At 68.7% G+C, this 20,304-nt stretch carries 17 protein-coding genes and 1 pseudogene; 11 read left to right on the top strand and 7 right to left on the bottom strand.

The window, feature by feature from the left end:
* Nucleotides 1-66 precede the first annotated feature (66 nt).
* Together LHJ74_RS29175 and LHJ74_RS29170 are read left to right on the top strand one after the other, a co-directional pair.
* Entirely contained in the window at nt 67-3,483 is a 3,417-nt protein-coding gene (locus LHJ74_RS29175; RefSeq protein WP_260221228.1) for a hypothetical protein, read from the top strand.
* A gap of 149 nt (nt 3,484-3,632) precedes the next feature.
* Nucleotides 3,633-4,124: a hypothetical protein gene (locus tag LHJ74_RS29170; protein WP_260221227.1), complete on the top strand. Its 492-nt coding sequence runs from the start codon at nt 3,633-3,635 to the stop codon at nt 4,122-4,124.
* Nucleotides 4,125-4,345: 221 nt separating this feature from the next.
* Here the strand turns inward: LHJ74_RS29170 and LHJ74_RS34275 are convergent.
* Nucleotides 4,346-4,618, bottom strand: a pseudogene (locus LHJ74_RS34275) (ATP-binding protein); the annotation flags it as partial.
* Nucleotides 4,619-4,851: 233 nt separating this feature from the next.
* Between LHJ74_RS34275 and LHJ74_RS29160 the strand changes: the two are divergent.
* The 4 genes from LHJ74_RS29160 to LHJ74_RS29145 all read left to right on the top strand — a co-directional run bounded on the left by LHJ74_RS29160 (nt 4,852) and on the right by LHJ74_RS29145 (nt 6,349).
* Nucleotides 4,852-5,187 (top strand): helix-turn-helix domain-containing protein, encoded by a 336-nt coding sequence (locus tag LHJ74_RS29160; RefSeq protein WP_260221226.1) that lies wholly within the window; start codon nt 4,852-4,854, stop codon nt 5,185-5,187.
* On the top strand, nt 5,088-5,480 hold the full coding sequence (locus LHJ74_RS29155; RefSeq protein WP_311203364.1) for a DUF5753 domain-containing protein: 393 nt from the start codon (nt 5,088-5,090) through the stop codon (nt 5,478-5,480). Before LHJ74_RS29160 ends, LHJ74_RS29155 begins: the two co-directional genes overlap by 100 nt.
* 73 nt (nt 5,481-5,553) lie before the next feature.
* Entirely contained in the window at nt 5,554-5,745 is a 192-nt protein-coding gene (locus tag LHJ74_RS29150) for a DUF397 domain-containing protein (RefSeq protein WP_260221224.1), read from the top strand.
* A gap of 190 nt (nt 5,746-5,935) precedes the next feature.
* On the top strand, nt 5,936-6,349 hold the full coding sequence (locus tag LHJ74_RS29145) for a cytidine/deoxycytidylate deaminase family protein (protein ID WP_260221223.1): 414 nt from the start codon (nt 5,936-5,938) through the stop codon (nt 6,347-6,349).
* Nucleotides 6,350-6,382: 33 nt separating this feature from the next.
* On the opposite strand, the gene LHJ74_RS29140 is transcribed toward LHJ74_RS29145, so the two are convergent.
* On the bottom strand, nt 6,383-6,910 hold the full coding sequence (locus tag LHJ74_RS29140; protein WP_260221222.1) for a GNAT family N-acetyltransferase: 528 nt from the start codon (nt 6,908-6,910) through the stop codon (nt 6,383-6,385).
* 175 nt (nt 6,911-7,085) lie between these two features.
* On the opposite strand from LHJ74_RS29140, the gene LHJ74_RS29135 reads away from it, so the two are divergent.
* The 4 genes from LHJ74_RS29135 to LHJ74_RS29120 all read left to right on the top strand — a co-directional run bounded on the left by LHJ74_RS29135 (nt 7,086) and on the right by LHJ74_RS29120 (nt 11,594).
* Nucleotides 7,086-7,427 carry a DUF5713 family protein gene (locus LHJ74_RS29135; RefSeq protein ID WP_260221221.1) on the top strand — a complete coding sequence of 114 codons (342 nt, stop codon included), beginning with the start codon at nt 7,086-7,088 and terminating at the stop codon, nt 7,425-7,427.
* A gap of 150 nt (nt 7,428-7,577) precedes the next feature.
* The gene (locus LHJ74_RS29130; protein ID WP_260221220.1) at nt 7,578-9,017 is read left to right on the top strand and encodes a hypothetical protein; all 1,440 of its coding nucleotides are present in this window, start codon (nt 7,578-7,580) and stop codon (nt 9,015-9,017) included.
* 82 nt (nt 9,018-9,099) lie between these two features.
* Complete coding sequence (locus LHJ74_RS29125) at nt 9,100-10,356, top strand: AAA family ATPase (RefSeq protein WP_260221219.1); 1,257 nt, start codon at nt 9,100-9,102, stop codon at nt 10,354-10,356.
* The gene (locus LHJ74_RS29120; protein WP_260221218.1) at nt 10,353-11,594 is read left to right on the top strand and encodes a vWA domain-containing protein; all 1,242 of its coding nucleotides are present in this window, start codon (nt 10,353-10,355) and stop codon (nt 11,592-11,594) included. The genes LHJ74_RS29125 and LHJ74_RS29120 overlap by 4 nt, the downstream gene beginning before the upstream one ends.
* A gap of 61 nt (nt 11,595-11,655) precedes the next feature.
* Here the strand turns inward: LHJ74_RS29120 and LHJ74_RS29115 are convergent, their stop codons facing one another.
* The 4 genes from LHJ74_RS29115 to LHJ74_RS29100 form a co-directional block, all read right to left on the bottom strand.
* On the bottom strand, nt 11,656-13,749 hold the full coding sequence (locus tag LHJ74_RS29115) for an ATP-binding protein (RefSeq protein WP_260221217.1): 2,094 nt from the start codon (nt 13,747-13,749) through the stop codon (nt 11,656-11,658).
* Nucleotides 13,746-14,552: a Pvc16 family protein gene (locus LHJ74_RS29110; RefSeq protein ID WP_260221216.1), complete on the bottom strand. Its 807-nt coding sequence runs from the start codon at nt 14,550-14,552 to the stop codon at nt 13,746-13,748. Before LHJ74_RS29110 ends, LHJ74_RS29115 begins: the two co-directional genes overlap by 4 nt.
* Nucleotides 14,553-14,603: 51 nt before the next feature.
* Nucleotides 14,604-16,742, bottom strand: coding sequence for a VWA domain-containing protein (locus tag LHJ74_RS29105; protein WP_260221215.1), 2,139 nt, complete (start codon nt 16,740-16,742; stop codon nt 14,604-14,606).
* Nucleotides 16,743-16,961: 219 nt separating this feature from the next.
* Complete coding sequence (locus LHJ74_RS29100) at nt 16,962-17,600, bottom strand: helix-turn-helix transcriptional regulator (RefSeq protein WP_260221214.1); 639 nt, start codon at nt 17,598-17,600, stop codon at nt 16,962-16,964.
* Between the two features lie 188 nt (nt 17,601-17,788).
* On the opposite strand from LHJ74_RS29100, the gene LHJ74_RS29095 reads away from it, so the two are divergent.
* A complete protein-coding gene (locus LHJ74_RS29095) occupies nt 17,789-19,147 on the top strand; it encodes a COG1470 family protein (RefSeq protein ID WP_260221213.1) in 1,359 nt (452 codons plus the stop codon).
* A gap of 26 nt (nt 19,148-19,173) precedes the next feature.
* On the opposite strand, the gene LHJ74_RS29090 is transcribed toward LHJ74_RS29095, so the two are convergent.
* Nucleotides 19,174-19,974: an eCIS core domain-containing protein gene (locus tag LHJ74_RS29090; RefSeq protein ID WP_260221212.1), complete on the bottom strand. Its 801-nt coding sequence runs from the start codon at nt 19,972-19,974 to the stop codon at nt 19,174-19,176.
* Nucleotides 19,975-20,304: the final 330 nt, after the last annotated feature.

Below are 20,304 nucleotides of genomic sequence, written 5' to 3'. Positions count from 1 at the left end.
ACGCGCGTTGCGGCACGACGCGGTTCGGCCCGGCACGCGACGCGGTCGGGACACCGGAGCGCGGCGGTGAAGTCCGCCGCGGAGAAGTCACCCGCCGGGGAACGCGGCGCACCGCCCGCGCAGCGCACCCCCTCCGCGGACGGACCCGCGGCGGCCCGCACCTCCGCCCCGGCACCGGTGTCAGGCAAGCGGCCCCCGGACCTCCGCAGCCTGCAGCGCCTCCAGGGCGCGGCCGGGAACGCGGCAGTCGTCCGTCTCGTCGCGCAGCGCTACACCGAGCCCGTCAAACCCTCACCCGCCGAAGCACCGGGCTTCCGAGCGGTCCGCTCCGATGTCTCGGCCAAGCGCAGCAAACTGGCGCACCACCCGCCCGCGACCGGGGAGTCAAAGGCCGCCCAGGACGCCGCGCTGGCCCCGTCCGACGACAAGGAGGCGCAGGGCAAGGTCGCCAACGCGGAGAAGATGAACGCCGCCAAACCGGGGGAGTTCGACAAACAGAGCTTCATCGACGCGGTGAACAAGGCAATCGCCGACCAGGCACCGAAGAACCTCGAAGAGGCGGAGAAGTTCTCCGAGTCGGGGAAGGCCGAGCAGGTCAAGGAATCGGTGGACGGCAAGGTCTCGGACGGCAAGAAGACCTCGGCCGAGGACATCGACACCGAGACCAAAGCCGCTCCGGACACCTCGGCGGCCAAGGAGAAACAAGTAACCCCCATGACGCCGGACCAGCCGCCGGCGAACCCGGGCGCGCCCAGTGCCGATGACGCGATCCCGGACAAACAGCCCCCCGAGGTCACGGACTTCACTGAGGGACCGAAGCAGAACGACCAGGCGATGGCGGACGCCGAGATCACCGAGGAGCAGTTGGCCAAGGGCAACGAGCCGCAGTTCGACGAGGCGCTGTCGGAGAAGAAGAAGGCCGAGGACCACTCCAAGAAGGCCCCGGCACAGGGCAAGACCGCCGAATCGGCCCAGCTCGCCGACGCGAAGTCCCACGCGGCGGCCTCCGGCACCCAGGCGATGGAGGCGCTGACCACCACCCGCGATGCGGCGGGAAAGAAGGTGGACAGCGGGAAGGGCGAGGCGAAGACCAAGGACGAGAAGCAGCGAGAGAAGGTCACCGCCAAGCTCCAGAAGGTCTTCGACGCCACGAAAAAGGACGTCGAATCCACCCTGGACGGCCTGGACAAGAAGGTCGACGACCAGTTCACCAAGGGCGAGAAGGCGGCCCATGATGCCTTCACCGCCGACCAGAAGAAGCGCATCGACAAGTACAAGGACAAGCGCTACTCGGGCTTCACGGGAAAGATGCGCTGGGTCAAGGACAAGTTCAAGGGACTGCCGGAGGAGGCCAACGAGCTCTACCAGATCTCCCGCAAGCTCTATGTCAACAAGATGCAGCAGGTCATCTCGTCCATCGCGGACACCATCGGCCGGGAACTGGGCAAGGCCAAGACCCGTATCGCCAAGGGCCGTACAGAACTGAAGGCAGAGGTCGAAAAGCTCCCGGACGACTTGAAGAAGTACGGCCAGGAGGCGGTGAAGGACTTCGCTGGGAAGTTCGACGACCTGGAAGCGGACGTCAACGCCAAGTCCCAGGAACTTGTCCAGACCCTGGCCACGAAGTACACGCAGGCACTCAACAAGATCGATGAGGAGATCAAGAAGCTCCAGGAGGCGAACAAGGGCTGGATCGCCAAGGCCAAGGACGCGATCGTCGGCGCGATCCAGACGATCATGGAGCTCAAGGACCTTCTGATGGGCATCCTGGCGAAAGCCGCCGGGGCCATCACGAAGATCATCAAGGACCCGATCGGCTTCCTGAAGAACCTGGTCACGGCGGTCGGCGGCGGCCTCGATCTCTTCACCAAGAACATCGAGGAACACCTGAAGAAGGGCCTCGTCTCCTGGCTCCTCGGCACGGCGGTCAAGTCGGGCATCGAGATACCGGACAAGTTCGACCTCAAGGGCGTCATCCAGCTCATCGGCTCCATGCTCGGCCTCACCTGGGACAACGTCCGCGAAAAGATCATCCGCAAGGGCGTCCCGGAAAAGGCCATGTCGAAGGTCGAGGAGTCGGTCCCCGCGGCCCAAGCCCTGGCGAAGGAAGGCCCGTCCGGCCTCACCGAGCAGATCTCCGCCGAGACGGGCGACGTCAAGAAGTCGATCCTCGACGAGCTGAAGTCCTATCTGATCCCCACGGTCATCATCGCGGGCATCACCTGGATCGTCTCTCTCCTCAACCCCGCCTCCGCGTTCGTCCGTGCGGTCAAGGGCATCATCGAAATCGTCACCTTCATCGTCCAACAGGGCGCCCAGATCATCGCGTTCGTCAACGCGGTCCTCGACGCGGTGGTCGCCATCGCCAACGGCGGCACAGCCGGCGTCCCACCTATGGTCGAAACGGCCCTCGCCGCCAGCATCCCCCTCCTCATCGGCTTCCTCGCGGCCCTCCTGGGCGTCGGCGGCCTCGCCAGCAAGGTCAAGTCCGTCATCCAGAAGGTCTCCAAACCCGTCGGCCGCGCCATCGACAAAATCATCACCAAGATCGCCCAAAAGGGCAAGAAGCTCTGGCGCAAGCTCAAGGGGAAGGACAAAGACAAGAAGAAGGGCGACGACAAGGACAACAAAGACAAGGACAACAAAGACAAGGATGAGAAGGCCACGGTCGTCGGTGACCTGTCGCTCAGTCAGAGCACGGACATGGCCGGCGAGGGTCACACGGTGTACGTGGAGGTCAAGCAGCGCAGGGTCCATATCGAGATGGCCTCGCAGCGGCGGGAGTGGATCGGGTCCCTCATCACCTCGGCGCTGGAGCATGAGGAGGCCGGGCAGAAGCGGTCGGATCTACTGGAGTACCTCAATGGAATGGATACCCAGGTGAAGGCGATGAAGAGGACGGGGGCCGGTCAGTTGACGCAAACCAAGAAGGACAGGATCGAAAGACAGCTGATCGAGATAACCCGAGCTCTGAATCTTCTCGGCCATGCCTTCGGGATGAAGGACCTCCGCGACTTTACCAAGAGCAAGTACACTGCCAACGGACAGCTGTTGGATGATTACCGCAACGGCACTGCAATCCGCGCGACCTTCTATCCTGGCTGGAACTCGGCCGCCCAGAACGAGAAGCGCAGGCAGCTCAAGGAGCACACTAACCGCCTGATCGCAGAGAGAGCCACGTGGGACCCAAACGGCACGCATACGGGATCGAACTGGTATATATGTCCCGGCAACGGCACCCGATCCCCACACCTTGCCGACAAGTCGACTTCCACGGGTCTAGCCGCTATTGACCATAATCAGGAAGTCTCCAGTCACTGGAATACAGAAGGACATAATACTCCGCATCCGCCACGAGAGACGTGGTACAACAACATCTCCAACCACGTGACGATGTGCACCAGTTGCAATGGAAGTAAGGGTGGTCCCGGCTTCGAGCTCGACGTGGGACCCAATTTCCGGGGACCGGGAGATCCGCCGTGACCGGCCATGTGGACAGCGTCCCTGACACCGGGCCACTCAACTTCAAACTCTGGTTTCCTCGTTGGAACTTTCACAACGGCCTCCTACGCTGCCGATTCCAGGTGACCACAGCGGGCCTGACCCAGATCAATGAAGGAACGGCGGAGTGTATGACCCAGTTCCTCGCCGAACTTGGCCAACCAGAGGCGAGGAACATCGCTTGGTCGAGCGAACGCTATCGGACGACGTTCCTTTCCGACTCTCCCGAGAGCGATACGTGGGAGGACAGGCTGGCGCTGACGTGGGCCGTCCAGATCGAAATCGACAGTGACGCCGACCCGGAGGACGCTGGCACACACGCCCCCGGCCCGCATGGCAGTCACGCCTACGATGCCACCTTCGAGGACGAGGACGAGGACTGGGAGCGGATCCGCGAGCGGGTGCTGGTCATCGCGGGCACGGCGTATGGACCAAGGGTTGACTTGGCGCCGCTGGTGCTCGCTGAAGGCGTCCTTTCGGTGGATACCAGCATCTTCGAGGGCATGGTCGCCCTCGACCTGGGGTTGCTCGAATTCCCTGACGACGTACCGCTGATCGACGGAGTGCTCGCACGATGCCGCGAGCAGGGCCTCCGCACGAACTGGAAGGAGCCGGACTGGTGAACGTGGTCATCCACGCCGACCTGCGGCCGACTCGGGCTTCGACTGGCCCGCCCACGGCATGGCACACAGTGCGTGCCAGTCGGCCCGCGGTCACATGGACAGGAAGAACCACACGGTCTTGCCGACCCCGTCGCGTCGGCTGACGCCCCACTTGTCCGCGAGGTTTCCATGAGCAGGAGCCCGCGTCCTCGTTCGTCATCGTCCTCCGCTTCGCGCAACTGCGGCAGCGTGTCGGACGCGTCGGCGACCTCGACGCGGAGCTGACTGTCTGACAGCTCGCAGCGCACGCCGATCTCACGACCCGGCGGAACGTTTGCGTGCCGCACCGCGTTCGTGACGAGCTCTGACAGCAGCAGTTCGGCCGTCTCTGCCACTTCGTCTGTCAGTTGATACTCCGCGAACTGCTCGCGCAGCCTCGCTCGTGCACGTCCAACGCTTCGCGGATGGCGTGGGAACCGCCAACTCGCCGCTGGCTTTCCTGCTCTGGTTGACACCTGTCCAGACACAACTCGCCCCCTTCCGAGCGCAGTGGGATGCGGGCGTGGCCATGACGGCCCCCGACGTCGAGTTGCACAAGGTGCTTCCGGCGTCGCACTCAGTAGCTGCCTCGCATGGCAATCACGGTGCAAGTCACGCACTGTGTCCCACCGGTACTATTGGAGCGCTGAGTGCGATGCAGCTCACCGAGAGCGAGGGGTTCAGCGTGGGAGTAGAGCAGCATCCGACTGTGCGTCGACGCGTGCTGGGTACGAATCTTCGTCGACTGCGAGAAGAGCGGGACCTGTTGCTGGAGGACGCGGCACTGCAGCTCAGCTGCCATCCGGGCAAGGTCAGTCGGATCGAAACGGGGAGAAGTGGCATCCGGGCGCTGGACCTCAAGGCGTTGCTGGACCTTTACGAGATCAAGGACGCCTCGGAGCGTGAGGGTTGGCTCGTACTCGCTCGCGAGTCACGCAAGCAGCAGTGGTGTCGAGTCCTGGAGGACCAACTCCCACAAGACTCCTGGATCTGGTCGGACTGGAGAATGAGGTATCTGAGTGTCGCGGCTTCCAGCCAGGTTTGATCCCCGGGCTCTTTCAGACTGAGGCGTACGCCACGGCCGTGATCCAGGGTGGAGCAACCGGCCCCTTGTCCGACGACGAGCAGACCAAGGTGCGCGTGCGCCTTGAGCGGCAGAAGGCAGTCACTCGCGACGGTGGCGAGGCGCTCTCCGTCTGGATGGTGCTGGGAGAAGCGGCGTTGCGGCAACAAGTCGGCGGCCCTGCGGTACTGCGCGAGCAGCTTCTGCATCTGAGGGCCCGGAAGACACCACGTACTACGGCGCAACCTTCGATCACCTGCGTGCGACGGCACTGAGTGCGCTGGAGTCGGAGGCGCTGATCATGGACACCGCGATGAAGCTGCCCAACTCCTAGAAGAGAACTCGCACATGCCTAGCACCGATACCGAGTGGTCCAAGAGCACGCACAGCGGACAGAACGGCGAATGCCTGGAAGTCCGGCGCACCGCAGTCGGGTTGGACGTGCGTGACTCGAAGGAACCGTACGGTCCGATACTCTCCATACCGGCCGACGCATGGAGCGGCTTCCTCGCGGCTGTCGCGGCTGGCGATCACCCGTGAGCATCCGGGCGTGATCTTGTTCGGTCGACGGAATGAACGGCTCCAGGCTGGAATCGTGTCCAAAGCGTCGACCGAGCAAGATTGCTGCCGGTTCGCCGCCTCTGGCGGAACCCGTAGGCCGCCGATACTCGGTTGTACACCTGCGTCACTTGGGTCAACCTCGGCTGAGACCTGAGGAAGGCAGATGCAGATGACCACGCAGACCCACCCCGTCGACCACGAACTCATCGAGGCCGCGGCCCACGTCGCGCGTACGCGCTGCCGGGGCGACAACCACACCATGGCAGCCGCGGCCCGCGCGCAGGACGGGCGGATCGTCACGGCGGTGAACGCCTACCACTTCACCGGAGGCCCCTGCGCCGAGCTGGTGCTCATCGGCGCGGCAGCCGGGCAGGGCGTCTACGAGCTGGACACGATCGTCGCCGTGGGCGACCGCGACCGGGGAGTCGTCTCCCCGTGCGGCCGGTGCCGTCAGGTCCTGCTCGACTACTTTCCCGCGCTGAAGGTCATCGTCGGAGGGGGCGACCGCGTCCGGACCCTCCTCATCACCGACTTGCTGCCCGAAAGCTACGTCTGGGCCGACCACCAGCTCGACGCCGAGTAAACCACGCCACTCAGCACAGGCGGGCACTGCCGGTTACCCGCGAAGTTCGCCCTCCAAGAGGCCCATGGTGAACATGTCGTGCCACTTGCCGTCGCGGCGGAGGGTTTCGCGGAGGCGGCCCTCCTCGATGAAGCCGACCTTGCGGTAGATGTGGTGCGCGGCGTGGTTCTCCGTGGCGACGGTCAGCGTGATCTTGTGGAGGCGCATCTTCTGGAAGCCGTAGCGGCAGATGGTGCGCATGGCGTCCGTGGCGTAGCCACGGCCCCAGTACTCCTTCTCGCCGAGGTAGACGTCGAGTTCGGCGATGCCGAGTTCCGGCTCGGTGTCGCGCAGCCGGACCAGGCCGATGAGCTGGCCATCGGCGAGTACCTCGATGCCGTAGAGCACATCGCTGTACGTGTTGCGGGGGTGCTCCTCCAGGGTCTTCTTGACCTGAGCGAGCGACTGTCCGTAGCCGTCGTGCATCCAGCGCATGACGTCCGGGTCGTGGTTCCACCGCCACAGCGCCTCGGCCTCCGACGGTTCCAGCGATCGCAGCTTGACCAGTTCTCCGAGCACCATGTCGGTCAGCCTTTCGGATCTGGGCGCCGTGATCAGCAGGCGTCGGTCCGCCAGTGGTAGCACGCCCGGAACTGGGTCCTCAACCGCATATCCGGAGCGCGGCTGACCGCGCGGCGTTTGTCAGTGGCGTGGTGCAGGATCGGGTCGTCAGCTTGTCGAAGGGATGGGTATCAGCGTGTCGATCACGAACCAGCAGGTGGCAGCGCACGAGTTTCTGCGAGAGATGTCGGAGGACGAGTACTACCCCGCGCATGTCGTCGGTAAGGGGAAGCAGATCCTGCTGCGGCTCTGCGAGCGGATCGAGGCCGAGCAGCCCTCGGACCTGGTGGCGCTCTACGCCCTGACGAGGGTGGCGACGGAGGAGTTCAACGCGCTGGAGGAGGAGTTCGACGAGGCCGGGAGCGAGATCGAGACCATCGCGCGGGAGGCTATAGGTGAGGACTTCTGGTTCGTGGCCTCGGCGTACGGGTTCACGGAGGCGGACGGGGAAGAGCTGATCGCCGCCCGGGATTGGTGAGTGGCGTCCTCACCAGCCCGTCCGGAAGCAGCGGACCGTGCTCCTGTCAGGGCCCCCTGGCGGAGCGAGATCAGGAGGGCTATGCTTCCCAGCGATGATGACTTCCTCTGGTATCAGAATGGGGGCCCCGTCCGCGCAAGGTGAGTGCTGATGCTCACTCAGATCGCGAACAGGGATTCCCGCCTTTCCTTCTGGTTGCGCGTGCGCGAGTTCGCCGTGCCACCGTCCATGATCGAGACTGCGACCGCCCGCCGTCGTGCCGGGGACTGGGCTGGGGCGTGCGCCGCCGCAGGCATCGACGTCGATCTCAACCTTCGTTCCCTGGCGCGTACGCGTGGCCGGGAACTCGCAGCCCGCATCCGGGCCGATCTCCGTCATCTGGCGCCTGACCTGTTGCGCTGGCATATGCCGAGGATCGCTCCCAACGGACTGCTGCGCCCAGGACTGACCATCGCCCTGGCCCGGTACGGCTCCGCCGAGCGTGACGGGCCGGGCCCGTTGCATCTGGTCGTCCGGACTCCACCGGCCTGGGCGGACGCCGGTCAGCGGATCAGTCTCGCGCTCTGGGACGGATCGCCGCCCGACGCCAGCGCCTGCCGCCATCCGCATCCCCATCCCAACCGGCGGTTCCGCCTCGATCTGCACCGCCATCTGTGGGACGCACGGAGGACCGACGAGCTGCGGATCAGGTCCGGGGCCGACCAACCGCTCCCCGACGGCCGACCTGTGACGCACCCCGACGTGCGGGAGAGGGTGCCGGAGGGGCACCGCTGTGCCGTTGACCGATGGGCGGCCGAGGCGGGGATTCTGCTCCGCGCCGAAGAGCGGTCCACCGGTACCTTCACCGTGCGGTGCGGGGCCCGGCACCGGCTGGCCCTGGACCTCGTCGCGGACGTGGACGGGGACGGGGACGGGGAGGGGACAGCGCCGCCCACAGTGCGGGTCGCGGCGGCGCCCACCGAGAGGACCGCCTCCGAGCTGCCCGTTCTGCCCGACGCTGCGACCTGGGTGCTGCCCGACCTGGAGCTGATCCGCACCGGTTCGGTCGAGGCCGACCGGCTGCACCCGCTCGTCGCCTCGGCGCTGGTGCCGGATCATTCGCCGCCCGGTCCGCCCCGCATCGAGGACCGGGCAGGACAACCGCGGCTCGTGGAGTGCAGGGGAGCTCAGCACCGGATCGGCCTGGTCAACGGCGTACTGGTCCCGCTGGACCACGAGCGGGCCGAGATCCGGCGGGAGGAACTGCTGGTCGCACTGACCGGTGCTCCGCTTCCCTGCCTGCGGGCGATCGATGAGGCGCACCGCCGTCCGGACTGCCTCACCGGCGTCCGCGAGCGCCTGGACCATGGTGATACGGCCGGTGCGCTGGCCGTCGTCGAGGGCCTGCTGGGCCCCGAAGCGGTGCTGCGTACCGGCGCTCTGCGGGACGAGTTGGAGACGGCCGCGCTGCGGCGGCTCACCTACGGGCTGTACAGGGCGGGTCTGGTCGGAGCCGGACCGGACCGTACCCGCCCTGACCGCGTCCGCCCGGATCGTCGCGGTACCCGTGGCCGCGGCTCGCACCCCCGCCACGCGGTTTCTTCTCGCTGACCCCGCCCCACCCGCCCTGTTGCGCCACCCTGCCCACCTCGGCGCCTCACTCTGTTCGCTACGAACCCATAGGTGATCACATATGCCCACATGCACCCCGTTCGCCGCTACCGACACCGACCCAGCCGACGCCTCCCAGATCAGCGTCGCCGGCGAGCTGCTGACCCTGCTGCGCGACACGACCACCGAACCGCGCCCCGACACACAACTGGAGGCCCTGACCCTGGCCGTGGCCGCCGACCTGCCCGTGCTCCTGTGGGGTGAGCCGGGGATCGGCAAGACCGCGGCCCTGACACAGCTCGCCGCCTCGCTGGACCTTCCGCTGACCACGGTCATCGCAAGCGTCCACGAGCCGTCCGACTTCTCGGGCCTGCCCATCGTCGGTGACGATCCCGCGGAAAAGGGCGTCCCGATGGCCCCGCCCGACTGGGCGGTGCGTCTGGTGAAGGCCGGACGAGGGCTGCTGTTCCTGGATGAGCTGTCCACCGCGCCGCCGGCCGTTCAAGCGGCTCTCCTGCGCCTCGTGCTCGAGCGGCGGATCGGTGCCCTGCAACTGCCTCCGGGAGTACGGATCGTGGCTGCCGCCAATCCGCGGTCCTCGGCTGCCGACGGCTGGGAACTGAGCCCGCCGCTGGCCAACCGGTTCGTGCACCTTCAGTGGACCCATGACCACGAGGTCGTCGTACGCGGCCTCGGCGGGACCTGGCCCCGGGCCACACTGCCCCGTCTCGCTCCTGCGAGGCTGCCAGAGGCCGTGGACTACGCCCGCCGCGCCGTATGCGGGCTCCTCTCCGCCCGCCCCAAGCTCGTGCACCAGCTGCCCGGCAACGAGACACGCCGGGGTGGCCCCTGGCCGTCACCCCGCAGCTGGGAGATGACACTGTGCCTGATCGCCTTCGCGACCGCGGCCGGCTCCTCCCGGGACGTACTGTCGCTGCTGGTCAGGGGCACCGTGGGAGACGGTCCGGGGCTGGAGCTGCTGGCCAGCCTGGACCGCATGGACCTCCCGGACCCCGAAATGCTTCTCGCCGATCCGGAGGGTGCCGTCCTTCCTGGGCGGGGGGATCTGCGCCAGGCCGTGCTCGACGGTGTGGTGGAGGCGGTCCGCAATCGTCCGGAGAAGTCGCGCTGGGACGCGGCGTGGGCGCTGCTGGTCCAGGCGGTGGAGACGGGAGCCCCGGACCTGGTGGTCGTGCCCGCCTCCACCCTCGCCGCGCTGCGCCGTGAGGACTGGGACGTTCCGGCCTCGATCGAGGGACTCGCCAGGGCGGTTTCGCTGTCCCGGCGAGCAGACGACGCGGCGGCCCGGAGCGCGGTCCCCGTGAAGGCCGGACGATGATGCCCGACGCACCGGGGGCACTGGACCTCGACAAGCTCTTCGCGGCCCGGCTGCACGCCGCTCGTGCCCGGCCCTTCTTGGCGACTGCCCTGTTCGCCTTGCACACCGTCGAGTCGAGGCGGGTACCGACGATGGCGGTCGACCGGCACTGGCGCTGCTACGTCTCGCCGGGGTTCGTGGACCGGACGCCGGTGGAGGACCTGGCGGGCGTATGGGTGCACGAGGTGTCGCACCTGCTGCGCGACCACCACGGCCGCGGTGACCTGGTCGCGCGGGAGCGCGGGCTGACCGGCCCGGGGGAACGGCTGCGGATGAACATCGCCGCAGACTGCGAGATCAACGACGACGCGTTCGGCGACGGACTGGTCCGGCCCGAAGGCGCTGTCGAGCCGGTGTCCCTGGGGCTGCCGCAGGGGGAGCTGATGGAGGACTACCTGCGCCAGTTCCGGCTCGGGCCGCTCACGCAGAGCGCGGCCTGGCTGGACTGCGGCAGTGGCGCCGACGGGCTGGAACGGGAGTGGGACCTGGGGCCGGACGGCGCGCACGGACTCAGCGAGCAGGAACGGGACGCGGTCCGGTTCCGCGTGGCGCAGGGCATCACGGCCCGTCCGGGGAGCACCCCGAAGGGGTGGAAGCGGTGGGCGGAGGAGGCGTTCCATCCGCCGCAGCCGTGGCGGGCGTTGCTGCGAGCAGCGGTCCGCTCGGCGGCTTCCGGCTCCGGCGCGGGCGAGGATTACACGTACGGCCGGCCGTCGCGGCGCTCGGCCGGTGTGCCCGGCGCCGTTCTGCCGAGTCTGCGGCGCAGGCCGCCTCGGGTCTCCGTGGTCATCGACACCTCCGGCTCGGTCAGCGACACCGAACTGGGCAGCGCCCTCCTCGAGGTTGCCGCGATCTCCCGTGCCGTGGGCGGCCGTCGCGACCTGGTGACCGTACTGCCGTGCGACGCGGCGGCCCGGATCGCGCACCCGCTGTGCCGTGCCGAGGGAATACCGCTGGTGGGCGGTGGGGGTACGGATCTGCGCACCGGCTTCGCCAAGGCGCTCCGCGCGCGGCCCCGGCCGGATGTCCTCGTGGTCCTCACCGACGGGCAGACGTCCTGGCCGGTCACGCAGCCACCGTGCCGGACGGTGGTGGGCCTCTTCCCCCGGCAGCATGCGGCGCGGTCGTGGGACGAGGACAATCCCGAGTACGTTCCGGACGGGCCGCCCGATTGGGCACGCGTGGTGGACATCGGGTAGGCCGACGCTGCACCGGAGGGGCCCGACCTGGATCGAGCCGGCCCACGGAGAAGGGTGCTGCTCAGGTGGACAGCAGATCCACGTACGGGCCGAACTCCGAGGCCAGGGTGAGGCGGCCCAGTTTCTGGTATTCGCGCTGGACCGCGTGGATGAGATCAGCCATGGAGACCGAGCCGCCGGAATCGGCGGCCAGGTAGGCGGCCGTCACCGCGACCGAGCGGATGTTGCCGCCCGCCAGTTCGAAGGAATGCGCGCAGAAGTCCAGGTCCAGCCCGGTGGAGCGCGGCAGGACCGGGCCGAGGCAGCGTTCCCACAGGACGCGCCGCTGCTCCGCGTCCGGCAGCGGGAAGTCGATGACGAGGTCGAGGCGGCGGGTGAAGGCGTCGTCGAGATTGGCGCGGAGATTGGTGGCGAGGATGGCCAGGCCGTCGAAGGACTCCATGCGCTGGAGCAGGTAGGCGCTCTCCACGTTGGCGTAGCGGTCGTGGGCGTCCTTGACCTCCGAGCGTTTGCCGAAGATCGCGTCGGCTTCGTCGAAGAGGAGGACCCCGTTGATCCCGGCGGCCTCGGAGAAGATGCGCTCCAGGTTCTTCTCCGTCTCGCCGATGTACTTGTCGATGACGGTGGACAGGTCGACGGTGTAGACGTCCAGGCCGAGATCGGCCGCGATGACCTCCGCCGACATCGTCTTACCCGTCCCGGAGTCGCCCGCGAAGAGGGCGGCCACGCCCCGGCCCCGGCCGCCGCCCGGACGCATTCCCCATTCGCCGAGTACCCGGTCACGGTGGCGGGCGCGGGCGGTGAGTTCGCGGAGTTGGGCCAGGGAGTCGGGCGGGAGCACCAAGTCCGGCCAGCCGACTGCCGGTTCGATGCGGCGGGCCAGCCGGTCGAGCCCGGCGGCGTTCTGAGCGCGGGCACCGGCCCGTACGTGTGCGGCGCTCAGCGTGTCGTCGTCCAGGTGCGCGGACTGGGCGGCACCGCGCGCGGCGCGCACGATCTGGTCGGGGGTCAGGAGGAAGGGGGACAGTACTCCGGTGATGTCCAGTCCGGGCGGTACAAGGGTGGTGCAGGCGGCTGTCCAGAGTGTGCCGCGCGCGTCCGGTTCGACGCGTGGCGCGTGCAGCAGAAGGGGTGGACGCGCCGACCATGAGGCGTCCCAGGGGGCGCGGCCGACCAGGATCACGGGGAGCGGGATGTCCGCGATCAGGCGGATGAGCTGCTGCTTCTCCCGCACGAGCGCGTCGACCGGCCCGCACACCAGTCCGGAGCCGGTCAGCCGGGCCTCGCGGGCCAGGATGCGCAGGGCCTCGCCCGGCTGCGGGTCACGGGCGAGGCGTTCGAGGTCCAGGCCCAGCACACCGTGCCCTGCCTGGGCGAGCGCGGAGGCGGCGAGGGCGGTGCCGGCGCCGCCCTGGTCCTCCCGCAGGTACGCCAGGTGGACGCCGGCGTCGAGGGAGCGGGCGAGCGGCGCCGGGTCGCCGACGCCCGGTATGTCATGCCACGGTGCGAGCAGGTCGGTCAGGCGGGGGTCGTGGGTGTCGTCGCCCAGCAGATGTGCGGCGACCCGGTCTGGGACGCGCAACGACCGCCCCAGGAAGGGGCGTTCTTGCTCCTCCACCAGCAACAGGCCCGTGGCGCGCAGGGGTGAGAGCGGCGCCAGCCGGGCTCGCGCGCCGGCGTCGGCGGGGGAGGAGCCGCACAGGCCGAGTGCCAGCCCGAGGGTGGGGCGACGGCGGGTGACGTCGTCGTTGAGGTAGCCGTAGAAGGATTCGAAACGGTCGTCCAGATCGGGGATCAGGGCGATCAGCAGCAGTTCGACGTCGAGTGCGGTGAGCCCGAACTCCTCGGCGAGGCGGTGGAGACGGGTCGGTTGTCCGGCCGCGCTCGCGCGGGCTTCGGCCTCGTGGAGACGCCCGGAGTCGGTCTCGTCCGGTGCGGCGAGGGAGCGTCCCGCATCGAGCAGCCGCTGTACGGTCTCGTCGCTCAGATACAGGCCGCGGAACGCGTCGTCCGGGTCGGGGTCCGTGCGCTGCCGGGCCTCGACCGCCCGCCGTACGCGGTGTTCGATGAGGACGGCGCGGTCCAGGAGGTGGCGCAGGCTCGCCTCGTATGCCCGGTCGTGGCCGACGTCGGCTTGGTTGGTCCCGCCGGTCATTCGTCCTCTTCCGCCGTCGTGCTGGGGGGCTCTTCCGCGACACGGGAGGCGATCCCGCCGCGGCGGGCTGTGGTGTCGCTGCCCGGGGCGGCCGGGGCCTGCCGCACGGCGTGGGGCCGCGTGCCGTACACCGGAAGAGTGGCGCCGCCCGGCATCCTCTGGCGGCTGTCGGACTGCCCGGAACCCGAGCCGGAGCCGGAGCCGGTACGGGTACCCGTACCGGAGGGGCCCTTCCCCGAGAAGCCCAACCGCAGCGCGTCCTCTCCGGTCGGCGGCCCCGCCTCGTAGGTGGGCGAGGAGGTCACCGGCACGCTGACCACCAGGTCGAGCGACGGCTTGAGCTCGCCGCCCAGTGCGCTCCACACGTCGGCGAACGACCGGTCCTGCGGCGGCGGCAGACCAACCGTCAGCAGGACGCCCGCGCCGATCTCGGCGAGGCTGCCGCTCAACTGCTGCGGCGGCAGTGCTTCATGGCGCATGAGACAGGTCAACAGAGACGACAGCAAACGGTGTTCGTCTTCGGGGCGCTTGGTCCAGGCGGTGATCAGATACGAGAGCTTGAAGTAGCGGGGAGGGCGATGCCGGGCGATGACGATGCCCTGTGCGTCGTACTCGTTGTGCAGCCCGCGCTCTCTGCGGAGCATGTCCTCCCGGATGTCGTACAGATAGACGTTGACCGTGGGCGCGTTGACCTTCCCCGCCCAGTCGCGGCTGGGCGCGTCGAAGGCCACGGCGATCTGGGAGCCCTCCAGCGCGTCGTCGCGGAAGAGCACGCGCAGCGACTCGTCGACTTCATGGATCACTTGCGTTCTCCCTGCTCCGTCGCGCTCGCCCGCTCGGCCTCATCCGTTCCGTCAGCTGCGGCCGGTGAAGTCCGGCGGTGACAGGTGGCGCTGGACCACCAGGAACTTCTTTTTCAGCTGCTTCAGGCCCGCGACCTTCGCCCGCAGTTCGCGCGGGCCCAGCCGGTCCTTACGCAGCACCAGCACCTGCGCCTCGAAGGTGCCGTCGGCGCCGACCCGTACGGGAGAGCGTGCGGCGGTGATGCCCGGCTTCCAGGTGAGCCGGACGGTGGAGCGTGGCGGGAAGTCCTTGCCCCGCGCGTGCACCACCTGGCCCGGCTTCCCGACCTCGGGTGTCACGGTGAGCTTCGGTTGCAGGAAGCGGATACGGGCGGTGTCGGTGTTGTTGGCCTGCTGAGGGTCGGGCAGGCTGCTGTCCACGGAGACACTCACTTCGCCCGTCAGCGCCGCGTGGTAGACGGCCGACTGGGTCACCGTCCGGCGGCCGCCCGCCGGAATCGTGCACGGCCTGCTGCGCGTGCACGAGGAGAGGTCGGCGATGCTGCGCTTCTCCGCTCCCGGCCACCGGGTGGTGACCACGACATTCTGGGCCGCGTCGGGGCCGGCGTTGGACAGGGTGAAGCGGGCCTCGGTCTTCTCGCCGGTGTAGTTGCGGGCCGGGGCGGCACTCGCCGTGACCGCGAGATTCGCCTCGTCGGGGGGCTCCGGCTGATCCGGCTCATCGGGCGGGTCAGGCGGTTCCGGTTCGTCCGGCGGATCCGGGGGATCGGGCTCCGGATACGGGGACACGGTGACGGCCGCCGTGTCACTGCCCGTGTTGCCCGCCGAATCGGCCGCGGCGCAGACGACCGTGGTCCGGCCGACGGGGAAGAGGGACCCCGAGACGGGATCGCAGGTGACGGGCAGTTCGCCGTCGACCTCGTCGGTGGCGGTCACCGTGAGCTCGACCTCCGCGCCGTCCTCGCCGGTGGCTTCGACGGTGCGGTCGTCCACGATGACCTGCGGCTTGCCCACGTCATTGACGTCGATGCTGATCTGCTCGTGGTAATCCGGCACCGGTTCGTCCGGATTTCCCTCGGGGACGTCGCCGTTGAGGGGGAACTGGACGGTGCACTGCAGTGTGGTCCCCTGCGGCGCGTCCTTCGCCACGGAGATCGTCTCGGTGAACCGGGCGGGATTGCCGCTGGTCACCGTCCGGGACTGGGGCGCCAGGGTGACGGAGAGGTAGGGGTCGCATTCGCCGGTCCGGTGGGTGACGGTGGTGGGCAGGTTCGTGAGCCCCTCCACGATCTTCTCGACGACTTCCGGCGGGTCCACGCCTTGGAGGAGGCTGCCGCCGGTGGCTTCGACGATCTTGGTGGCCTGGTTCGGCTCGTGTGTCGGCTCGTCGTTCTCGCCGGGGTCGGGGCCGTTGTCGCCGTTGCCGTTGAGCCCGTCGCCCAGGACGGTCGCGATGTCGACGCCGAGCACCCGGACTCCCGCGCCCCGGAGCGCGTTGATCGCGTCGGTGAGGGAGTGACCGAGGCTGGGGTCGTGGCTGGAGGCGTCTCCGACCAGAACGATGATGGGGCTGGCGCCCTCCCGGAAGACCGTCCGGCCGCCGGCCCCGTCGGCCGTCTGCCACAGTGCGTTGATCCAGTCCTCGGCCGGACCCGGGCTGTTCAGGCCGAGATCGGAGCGCAGAGCCTGCACGCCTCTGTCCACCGCGGCCAGATCGTGCGTCAGTTCCTGCCGCACGATGAAGGCCCGGTCCCCGTCGGTGCGGTCTCCGTACGAGACGACCCCGAAGCGGGAGTCGGGCTGTGCCTCCCGCACCTCGTCGGTGATCGTCTTGAGGTTCTCCTTCAGCGGCACGATCGTGGTGTCCATGCTGAAGGTGCCGTCGACCATCAGCACCACATCCGGCTTGGGCGGCACCGACGGGGTGGTGACTGTCTTGTCCACTGTCAGCGAGCCGCCGGGGTCGAGCGCTTCGGAGACTTCGGCCGGCGTGACGGTCGGCACGGGCACGGGTACGGCGAGACTCCGGTCGACCGCGGCGCCGGGCACCGCGCTGGTCATCAGGAGCAGAGCACCCGTCAGTGCCGTGGTACGGAACGCGGCGACCCGTCTGCGCGTGAGCGCGGGGGCTCGTACGGCCTTCGCGTAGCTGCCGGCCCGCTGGAGAAGGTGCTGAAGAACCCCCCGCACAGAACGCCCCATTCGAGATCGGTGCCGCAGTGTCGAGGGTCCTACCGTCGCCCAGCCGTCCGGCTGCCGCAGCGGAGCGGGAGCCAACCCATCGGGAAGCCGGTGGTGCCCGATGGGACATGGCCGGCGCGGACGAGCATGCGGTCGCTCGGGCGCCTCAGGCCCGGCAGGTCTCTCAGGCCCCTCGTGTGCCTCTCAGGCCGCTCGGCGCTGCGGGCTTCAGATCAGTCCCCGGCGGAGCGCGTACGCCACGGCGTGTGAGCGGTTGCGCAGATTGAGCCGCGTCATCACCGCATGGATCACGTTCTTGACGGTCCGCTCGGAGTAGGCGAGCTTCCGTGCGATGTCGGCGGTGTCGTGACCTTCGGCCACGAGCTGCAGCACCTCGATCTCGCGGGTGGATAAGCCCGTCAGATTGAGGCCGCGCGGCGCGAGCACCTCCCCCTGCAAGCGCCCGACCCGCTCCAGCAGGCTTCCTAACAGGTCGGCGGGAACATGCCCTTCACCTCTCGCCACGGCGTCTATGACCTGCACCACCCGATCCGGGGTGGCCTCGGCGCGCCGCACCACGCCGACGAATCCGCACTCGGCGGCGCTCACCAGCTGCTGCTCGTCTATGCGAGTGGTGATCAGGACCCCGCGGGCGCCGCCCGTGCGCTGGATCTGGCGCAGGACGCGCAGGACGACGTCATCGACCACGTCCACGACGACGACCACGACGTGTGCGGTCTCGGGACCCGTGCGGTCGATCAGCCGCACTTCGGGGCGGGGGCGCAGATGGCTCGCGAGTCCGGCTTCGGAAATCGGATCCTGGGCTCTCAGATCCACCAGGATGCGGTCTGAGTGTGTCTGGTGCATGACATATCCTCGCCCTCAAGTGACGGTCGATGCTCCCTGAGATCATTACCCTCCGTGCTACTACGGTTCCACAGTGAGTTCACCACCCACAAGGGCACCTGACACTGCTTCAGCGTGCACCGAAGGTGCCCGAAAGTGGAGCTGTGAGGCCCCTGCCGCCCGGAGGGCCGGACCATACGGTGCCGCCCATGAGTGTTTCGGCGAGCCTCGACGAGTCCTCTGTCACGCTGGAGCCCGGAGGCGAGGCGAACCTTTCCGTACGCGTACTCAACTCGGGCAGCACCGTGGAAGAGTGCCGCTTCGAAGTCGTCGGCCCCTGCGCCGACTGGACCAGCGTGGAACCAGCGAGCCTCTCGCTCTACCCGGGCACCTCGGATACCGCGACACTCAAACTCCGCCCCCCGCGCAGCTCCGCTATCGCGCCGGGCCGCACACCTCTGGGCCTGCGCGTCGTGCCGACGAGCGAGCCGCACAGCGCCGTCGTCCCCGAGAACAACGTCACCGTGCTGCCGTACACCGAGGTGACCGCGGAGCTGGTCCCCCGTACCACGCATGGCGCCTGGCGCGGACGGCACAAGGTGGCGGTGGACAGCCGCGGCAACACACCCGTGACCGTGCAGCTGACCGAGCAGAGCGGCACGGAGCGGGCCCGGCTGGTCTTCGCCGAAGCCGAGGTGACCATCCCGCCCGGGCAGGCGAAGTTCGTCGCACTGCGGGTGCGCCCCGCCCAACGGGTATGGCGAGGAGCCTCGGTCACCCACCCCTTCCAGGCGGTGGTGACGCCCAAACCGCCGGAGGGCAGCGCCCCGCACGAGCCGGTGGTGCTGGACGGCTCCTACGAGCAACAGGCCATCTCGCCCAGTTGGCTGCCCCGCGCACTCGTAGCGCTGGTACTGATCGCCGCCGTACTGACCGGCCTGTGGTTCGCGGTACTACGACCCACGGTGCGTTCTGCCGCGCGCGAGGCGGTCACACCGGAAGCGGTCGAGGAGGCCGCGAAGGAGGCGAACGAGGACGGCGGAAAGAAGGGCAGGCTGGGCGAATCCTCGGGCGGCGACAACGCAGGCACCTCCGGACCCTCCGGGCCCTCGGGCGCGGACGGCACCGAGAACGACCGCGAACAGCAGCAACAGGAGCAGGACAGGCCCAAGGCAGGGGAACCGGGAGGCCCGGCCGCGGCCAAGAGCGCCCGCGTCAAGGTCGAGGACGCGGTGGGTGGCGGGCCCGAGCAGACCTCCGCGATCGAGGTTCCCGACGGGTCGACCTTCCAGCTCACCGACATCGTCACCCAGAATCCCCAGGGCGACGCGGGCACGCTGGTCATCTCCAGCGAGGGCGGGCAGATACTCAGCCTTGCGCTGGAGAACTTCCGCGACTCCGACTACCACTTCGTCACGCCGATCGAGGTGGCCGCCGGTGACGAGATCACCGTCGCGGTGAGCTGCCGGGAGGTGGGGAAGCCGGTCAAGGCGGCGACCCCCTCGGAGTGCGCCGAGTCGGTGTTCCTCGGCGGGACGATGCAGGTGGAGGAGCCCGAAGACGGCTGAGCCGAGCCCGCCCGCTACTCCGTCCGCTACTCCGGCGGGGGCTGCTCCTCCTCTTCCTCTTCACCGCCCTTGGCAGCTCGCTGCACGAACGCGCCCTGCACGTCGGCAGGTTCCTCGTCCTCGCCCTCCTCCGCCTGGCGCTGCACGGCGGCGGTGGTGGTGGAGACGGCGGTCGGGGTGGCCGGTTGAGCCGGTGAGGCGGGGGAAGGCTGCGACATCACCTGCTCGGCGCGGGCGGACGCCTCCTGCTCGAAGCGGTCGGACGGATCGCTCACCCTGATCCCGCCCGGAGCCTCCGTACCCTCGACAGGGCCGCTGCGCTGCTGCACCACATGGGTGAGCTCATGCGCGAGCGTGGTGCGGCCGTCGTGCGAGGAGGGGTCGTAGGCGTCGCGCTGAAAGACGATGTCGCTGCCCACCGTGTAGGCCCGAGCGCCCACTTCCCGGGCGGAATCGTGCGCAGCCGAGTCGGTGTGCACGTGCACATCGGAGAAGTCGGCGCCCAGCCTGCCCTCCATGTCGGTACGCGTCTCCGCGTCCAGGGGAACCCCGCCGGACGACACCACGTCATGGACCGAGGACCGCTGCCGGGGCTGCTCCTCCTCCGGCTCCCGCTGAAGCATGGAACGCACGGCGCTGTTGCCGACGGTGCGCTGCAAGGTGCCCATACCGGTGGGGCCGACTACGTCGGTGCGGCCCGTCGACGCGGCATGGAAGAGATGGGGGAGCGCTGCGGGGGCGGTGGCGTCCGCCGACTCCTGCGATCTGGCCCGCTCGTCGAACTCGTGCTCGTACTCCTGGCCGTGCTGGTGCTCGTGTGCCTGCATCCTGGCTCCCCATCGGGCGCTGTGCCCTCCCGCCGGTGGTCCTCCTCCGCAGCAAGTCTTCCGGGACGGTGGTGTGGGCACCAGGTCCGGTTCACGCAGGGCGGGGCAGCACAGTCTTCCCCTTCGGGCAGACCGGCGGACCGGCGCTGTCACGGCGGGCTGGGGCTGAGGCTGGGGCCTCGCACCTCCCGGTTTGTGCCAGGTGTTTAGTTTGTTGTGGGTTGTTGGGGTTTCAGGCCGTCGAGGGTGATGGTGATGTATTGCCGGTAGTCACCGGTCTGGTGGTGGGCGATAGCGGTGAGTCCGCAGGTGATGGGGAGGATGTCGGTG

It is taken from the genome of Streptomyces gossypii (genome assembly GCF_025165795.1).
In the GTDB taxonomy this organism is placed as follows: Bacteria; Actinomycetota; Actinomycetes; order Streptomycetales; family Streptomycetaceae; genus Streptomyces; species Streptomyces gossypii.
This window is presented reverse-complemented; position numbering and strand designations above follow the sequence as displayed.